Source organism: Prosthecobacter sp., assembly GCF_034366625.1.
Classification (GTDB): Bacteria; Verrucomicrobiota; Verrucomicrobiia; order Verrucomicrobiales; family Verrucomicrobiaceae; genus Prosthecobacter.
In genome coordinates, this window is record NZ_JAXMIH010000006.1 from 570,247 (window position 1) to 576,580 (window position 6,334).

Annotated in this window: 6 protein-coding genes; 5 read left to right on the top strand and 1 reads right to left on the bottom strand. The window is 61.3% G+C overall.

Translation table 11 applies throughout. The features are described 5' to 3' along the window. The first annotated feature begins 44 nt into the window (after positions 1-44). Both U1A53_RS05200 and U1A53_RS05205 read left to right on the top strand, forming a co-directional pair. A complete protein-coding gene (locus tag U1A53_RS05200; RefSeq protein ID WP_322279433.1) occupies positions 45-800 on the top strand; it encodes an SDR family oxidoreductase in 756 nt (251 codons plus the stop codon). 89 nt (positions 801-889) lie between these two features. Then, a complete protein-coding gene (locus U1A53_RS05205) occupies positions 890-2,224 on the top strand; it encodes an Nramp family divalent metal transporter (RefSeq protein WP_322279435.1) in 1,335 nt (444 codons plus the stop codon). Here U1A53_RS05205 and U1A53_RS05210 read toward each other — a convergent pair. Next, complete coding sequence (locus U1A53_RS05210; protein WP_322279436.1) at positions 2,215-3,087, bottom strand: NAD(P)-dependent oxidoreductase; 873 nt, start codon at positions 3,085-3,087, stop codon at positions 2,215-2,217. The genes U1A53_RS05205 and U1A53_RS05210 overlap by 10 nt on opposite strands. Before the next feature lie 56 nt (positions 3,088-3,143). Between U1A53_RS05210 and U1A53_RS05215 the strand changes: the two genes are divergently transcribed. From U1A53_RS05215 to hflC, 3 genes are all read left to right on the top strand, one after another. Continuing rightward, complete coding sequence (locus U1A53_RS05215) at positions 3,144-4,112, top strand: NAD-dependent epimerase/dehydratase family protein (RefSeq protein ID WP_322279437.1); 969 nt, start codon at positions 3,144-3,146, stop codon at positions 4,110-4,112. Between the two features lie 69 nt (positions 4,113-4,181). Next, on the top strand, positions 4,182-5,195 hold the full coding sequence (gene hflK, locus U1A53_RS05220; RefSeq protein ID WP_322279438.1) for an FtsH protease activity modulator HflK: 1,014 nt from the start codon (positions 4,182-4,184) through the stop codon (positions 5,193-5,195). After that, a complete protein-coding gene (gene hflC, locus U1A53_RS05225) occupies positions 5,192-6,253 on the top strand; it encodes a protease modulator HflC (RefSeq protein ID WP_322279439.1) in 1,062 nt (353 codons plus the stop codon). Before hflK ends, hflC begins: the two co-directional genes overlap by 4 nt. Positions 6,254-6,334 lie beyond the last annotated feature (81 nt).

Consider the following 6,334-nt stretch of genomic DNA (forward strand, 5'->3'; position numbering starts at 1 on the left):
GCTGCCCGTTTGAATTCGATCACCGGCTCTGCATTCTGTGAGGCATGAACCTCAATCTCGAAGGCAAGTCCGTCGCCGTGTTTGGAGCCGCCAAGGGCATTGGGCGGGCGATTGTGGATGGTTTTGTGGCCGAAGGGTGTGCCGTGCGGGGTTTTGACCGGGAGAAGAACGCGGACTTCATCACGGCGGGTGATGTGACGAACTTTGAGGCGGTGAAGGCCTTTGCGGCGGGGTTTGAGAGCGTGGATCACATCGTTTTCTCTGTTGGGGCCGGCTCCGGGAAGTTTGGCTTTCCGTTTTGGAATCTGGAGCCGTCGGACTGGACGCGGGTGCTGGAGATCAACCTCATTGGCGCAGTGAATGTGGCGCACGCGTTTGCACCGAAACTGATTGAGCGAGGAAGTGGCTCGCTCTTGTTTCTCGTCTCCGTCGCCGGGCAGATGGGATCGCAGACCGATCCGCCTTACAGCGCTTCGAAGGCCGGACTGATCAATTTCACGCAGTGCGCGGCGAAGGATCTCGGCCCGCATAACATCCGCGTGAACGCGCTCGCGCCCGGCATGGTGAAGACGGAGCTGAATCGGTCCATCTGGGCGGCGGGGCAGAAGAAGCTGCCGGAGGATCAATGCGTGAGCTTCGATGACTGGGCGGCGGAGAAGATCAAGAAGGTGTCACATCTCGGTCGCTGGCAGATGCCGGAGGAATATGCAGCGATGGCGACGTTTCTGGCCTCAGATCACGCGAAGAACATCACCGGCCAGACGATCAATATCGACGGCGGGCAGGTAATGCACTCATAGCAACTGACACGCCGAGCGAGCGCCTTTCAGCCCATTGGTCCCGACACACGAAGATTGTGGCCCCGACAAGCACACTCTAAGATCATCGGATGAACCAGCCAGAACCCGCGCCCAGCCACTGGGCAGCCATCCTTCGCAGCATCGGGCCGGGACTGATCATCACGGCCTCAATCGTAGGCTCGGGCGAGGTGATCGCCACGCCGAAGGTGGCGGGGGAGGCGGGGTTCACGCTGCTGTGGTTCATCGTGCTCGGCTGTTTCATCAAGGTGTTCGTGCAGGTGGAGCTGGGGCGCTATGCGGTGAGCACGGGGCAGACAACGCTGGAGGCGATGAACAGCATCCCAGGGCCGCGCTTTATCGTGAGCTGGCTGCTGTGGCTCTGGCTCGGCATGTTTGTGGCGCTCGTGTTTCAGGTGGCGGGCATCGTCGGTGGCGTGGCGGACATCTTTGCCGCCGCCGGGCTGACGATGGACAAGAAACTGCTCGCCATCGGCGTCGGCGGTTCGTGCGCGGTGCTGCTGGCGCTGGGGCGCTACCGCCTCGTGGAGAGCTTGTCGGTGGCGATGGTGGTGCTGTTCACGCTGGCGACGGTCATCGCGGTGGGCTCGCTGCAATGGTCGCCGTATGCGATCACGGCGGCCAATGTGGTGGAGGGATTTCAATTCAAGCTGCCGGAGAATTTTGTGACCGCGTTCGGTGCGTTCGGCATCATCGGCGTCGGCGCTTCGGAGCTGATCTATTATCCTTATTGGTGCCTCGAAAAGGGCTACGCCGTGAATGTCGGCCCGCAGGACGGCACGCCGCAGCGGACCGTGCGTGCGCAGGGATGGATGCGCGTGATGCGCATCGACGCGTGGATTTCCTTTGTCATCTACACGCTGGCGACGCTCGCCTTCTACATGCTCGGTGCCGCCGTGCTGCACTCGAAGGGCCTGCAGGTGAACGACCAGGGCATGATCGACACGCTCGCTCACATGTATGCGGAGAGTTTTGGTTCATGGAGCCTCTATGTTTTTCTCGTCGGCGCGTTTTTTGCGCTCTACTCGACGATCTTCGCCTCCACAGCCTCGAACGCACGGCTGCTGGTCGATGCGGCGGCGCTCTTCAAAGTGGTGCGCTATCCCACACCGGAGCATCGGGTTCGGGCCGTGAAAGTCTGCGTGGTGCTGCTGCCCGCGTTGTCAGTGGGGCTGTACATGCTCTGGGAGAAACCGGTCACCCTGGTTCTCATCGGTGCCGTCAGCCAGGGGATCATGCTGCCCTTCCTGGCTGGCGCGGCGCTTTATTTCCGCCACTGCCGCCTGGACCGCGCCCTGCGTCCCGGCTTCGCATGGACGCTCTGTCTGTGGATCGCCGCCCTGTCGATGGCGGCGATCGGCGCGTATCAGGTCGTGCAGGAAATCATGAAAGCGGTTCACTCATAAAGCCGGAACAACCCTGAGTGATCCAGATCACCGAAGCCTTTTTCGTGTACAAACTTCTCCCACTGGGCGAGGGAGTTCTTCAACGTGGGTGAATCGAGGCCGACGGAATCGGCGAGTTGGGACATGAGGCGGACATCCTTGAGCTGAAGCGTGGCACGGCCACCGGGGGCGAAATCGCGGCGGACCATGCGATCGCCGTGGAGGTCAAGGATGCGGCTTTCGGCGAAGCCGCCGAGAAGGGCTTTGCGGACGAGGGCGGGATCGACGCCGGAAAGCTCGGCCATGCGCAAGGCTTGGGCGACGGCGTCGATGGTTTGAGCGACGATGAGTTGATTGGCGAGCTTGGTGACCTGCCCTGCCCCGCTGGGGCCGAGATGGGTGATATTTTTGCCAACGGCTTGGAAGATGGGCAAAGCGCGCTGGAAATTCACCTCGCTGCCGCCGGCCATGATGGTGAGCGTGGCAGCCTCGGCACCGACCTGGCCGCCGGAGACGGGGGCATCGACCCAGTTGACGCGTTCTGCCCATTTTTTGGTCTCGGGGACGCCAGTGGTGCCAAAGTCGATGATGAGGGCATCTTTGTGCAGACCTTCGATCAAGCCGCCAGGACCAAAGACGATGTTTTCGACGACGTCGGTCATGGTGAGATTGACGCAGATGACGCCGGGGCCGATTTCGCGGGAGAGGTCCGGCAAGGTGGCCGCACGGCGCATGCCCAGGGCCACGGCGGCCTCCGCAGGCGCGTCACTGCGATTCCAGACGACGACATCGGCCCCAGCCGCGTGCAAATGACGCGCATTGGCCCGGCCCATGTTGCCGAGTCCGACGAATCCGATCTTGTGTCCTGCGAGTGGCTTGCTCATGTCCGGCGAACTCACATCAGGCAGCGCCTGATGGCAAACACCTTCCCAACTCACGCATGAAAATCATCATCACCGGCGGCGGCGGCTTTCTTGGCTCCCAGCTTGCGCAGAAGCTCCTCGAACGCGGCACTTGGTGCGGCCAGCCAATCACCGAGATGGTGCTGCTGGATGCGTTTTTTCGCGAAGAACCGACGGACACGCGAGTGAAGCAGGTGAAAGGCGACATTGGCGACCGGGCGACGGCTTTCGCGGCTACGGGATCGAAGTTCGATGTGATCTTCCATCTGGCCTCGATGGTGAGCGGTGAATGCGAGGAGCGCTTTGATGACGCAATGCGTGTGAACTTGGATGGCGGACGCAATGTGTTTGAGGCGGCGCGAGCGGCGGAAGGCAGGCCGCGAGTGGTGTTTGCGAGCAGCGTGGCTTGCTATGGCGGCCTCGACATGTCGCAACTGATGTCCGACCACACGAAACAGCTCCCGCAGACGACCTACGGCATGACGAAGGCGATGTGCGAGATGATGGTGAACGATCACACCCGCAAAGGCCACTTCGACGGCCGCAGCGTGCGCTTGCCGACGGTGATCGTGCGTCCCGGCAAGCCGAATGCCGCCGCATCGAGCTGGGCGAGCGGGATGTTCCGCGAACCGCTCAATGGCGAGCCGTGCCTTCTGCCGATCCGCCGTGAGCAGTCGCATCCAATGACCGGTTATCGCACCGTGATCGATTCGTTCATCGCTTTGAGCGAGGTCGAGGAAGCCAAACTCGGCAAAGATCGTGCCTGTGTGCTGCCAGCACACCGTGTGACGCCACAGATTGCCGAAAAGGTGATTCAAGAAGTCGCCACAGAGCGTGGCATCAAGCTGGGACCCATTGTGGATGCCTTTGATGCCCGCATTCAAGGCATCGTGGATAACTGGCCGCAGCAAGTGGATGGCTCTCGTGCGATGGAGATCGGACTGCCGCGTCCGCCGGAGCTGAAGGTGATCGTAGGGCAGTATCTCGATGATTTTGGGCCGAAGTGAATTTCCCACCGCTTCATGCATGTCGAGCATGTCGCTTGCTGCTTTGTCAGCGTGCGCTAGCCTCATGGCATGAGTGAGATACGACCCTTCCCGAATGCACCGCAGATCAAGATCGATCCACGTCGCATATTCATCGGCATTGGCGTGGTGTTCATTGCCATCGGGCTGTTCTCCGGCATCTACCAGGTGCCGGCCAATTCCGTGGCGGTGGTGCAGCGCTTCGGCGGTTATTTGAAGACAGCGGAGCCGGGGCTGCACTTCAAGCTGCCGTGGGGCATCGACCAGATCACGATCGTCGAAGTGGAGCGCCGACAGAAGCTGGAGTTCGGCACCGCCACGCAGGGCGCATCGAACCAATACCAATACGAGGAAGACTACAACGAACAGCAGCGCGAGAAGAACATGGTCACGGGTGATTTGAACGCCGTGCTCGTGGAGTGGGAGATTCAATACCATGTGGAGGAACCCATCGCCTACGTCTTCAATGTGCGCGATCCGCTGCCCACTCTGCGCGATCTTGCCGAGGCGGTGATGCGGGAAGTAGTGGGCGACCGCACCGTGGATGAAGTGCTCACCATCGGCCGCCAGGAGATGGAATTGAAGGCGCTGGAGCGGCTGCAAGCGCTGACCAATGGGTTGAAAATGGGCGTGCATATCGACCAGATCCAGCTCGGTGATGTGAATCCGCCTGCTGGCGTCAAAGCCAGCTTCAACGAGGTGAACAGCTCCCAACAGGAGCGCGAATCCCTCATCAACCAAGCCAGCGGCGAGTACAACCGCGTGGTGCCACGCGCGCGAGGCGAGGCGGTGCAAAAAACCAGTACCGCCGAAGGTTACGCCGCCAAACGCGTCAATGAGGCCGAAGGCGATGCCACCCGCTTCAAGGCGCTGCTCGCGGAATATCTCAAAGCGCCCGAGGTCACCAAAAAACGCATCTACCTCGAAACGATGAGCAAGGTGCTGCCGTCCGTGCCCGGCAAAATCATCCTGGATGAAAAGGCATCCTCCTTCCTCCCGCTCATGAATCTCCGCCAACCCGCGCCCCAGCCGCCAGCCGCCGACCCCAAGCTCCCCGCCCGATGAAAGCCCCCCTCATTCTCATCATCCTCCTCGCACTGGCCATCGTGCTCGGCTCCGGTTTCTACACCATGAGCGAAACGGAGCAGGTCGTCATCACCCAGTTCGGCATGCCGGTGGGCGAACCGGTGACCAAAGCCGGCCTGCACTGGAAGACCCCGTTCATCCAGACCGCCAACCGCATCGAAAAACGCGTGCTGGAGTGGGACGGCGAGTCCACGCCCATGACGACGAAGAACAAAGTCTTCGTGATGGTGGGCAGTTTTGCCCGCTGGGAGATCATCGAGCCGCTGGTGTTTTTCCGCCAACTCACGGATGAGCGCCGCGCCCTCTCGCGACTGAACGGCATCATCGGCAGCGAGACGCGCATCGTCATCGCCAAGCATGACTTCATCGAGGCCGTGCGCACCACGAAGGACCGCAAGGTCGTGCGGGATATGATCAGTCCCGCGCCGGGCGCCACCGCCGGCACGCCGCTCTCCACCGCCGAGGCGCGCATCGGCGTGCTGCCCTCCATCACCAAAGGCCGCAGCGAGCTGGAGGCGGAGATTTTTGCCAACGCCGCCGAAAAGGTCAAGGATCTCGGCATCCGCCTGCTCGACGTGCGTCTCAAGCGCATCGACTACGATCCGTCCGTGAGCGAGTCCATCTACCAGCGCATGATCACCGAGCGTCAGCAGATCGCCGACCGTTACCGTGCCGAAGGCGAAGGCGAGGCTGCGAAAATCAATGGTGAGCGGGAACGCGATCTGAGCCTCATTGAATCCGAGGCCTACCGCAAGGTGCAGGAGATCGAAGGCGCCGCCGATGCGAAGGCCACGGAGATTTATGCGAAGGCTTATAACCAGACGCCCGAGGCCGCGCAGTTGTTTGAATTCCTGCAAACAATGTTGGCCTACAAGACCCTGATCACCCCGGACACGACGATGGTCTTCACCACCGACAGCGAACTGTTCCGCTATTTGAAGTCGAGCAGCCCGCAGGCCAAACCGGCGGCGGGTGGCACCAGCATGGAGTTCACGCCGTTGAACAAGCTGCCGACGCTGCTGGAAGTGGGGCGGTAAACACAGAACAACGAAGCAGCAGGGTTCCCATGTAACCAGGCAGCCTGCTGACTTAGGGAAACACTGATTTGCACCGCAGAT

Excerpts from the sequence above, each read along its gene's own strand:
- U1A53_RS05200 (WP_322279433.1), top strand. The coding sequence starts at position 45 with ATGAACCTCAATCTCGAAGGCAAGTCCGTCGCCGTGTTTGGAGCCGCC.
- hflK (WP_322279438.1), top strand. The coding sequence starts at position 4,182 with ATGAGTGAGATACGACCCTTCCCGAATGCACCGCAGATCAAGATCGAT.
- U1A53_RS05215 (WP_322279437.1), top strand. The coding sequence starts at position 3,144 with ATGAAAATCATCATCACCGGCGGCGGCGGCTTTCTTGGCTCCCAGCTT.
- U1A53_RS05210 (WP_322279436.1), bottom strand. The coding sequence starts at position 3,087 with ATGAGCAAGCCACTCGCAGGACACAAGATCGGATTCGTCGGACTCGGC.
- hflC (WP_322279439.1), top strand. The coding sequence starts at position 5,192 with ATGAAAGCCCCCCTCATTCTCATCATCCTCCTCGCACTGGCCATCGTG.
- U1A53_RS05205 (WP_322279435.1), top strand. The coding sequence starts at position 890 with ATGAACCAGCCAGAACCCGCGCCCAGCCACTGGGCAGCCATCCTTCGC.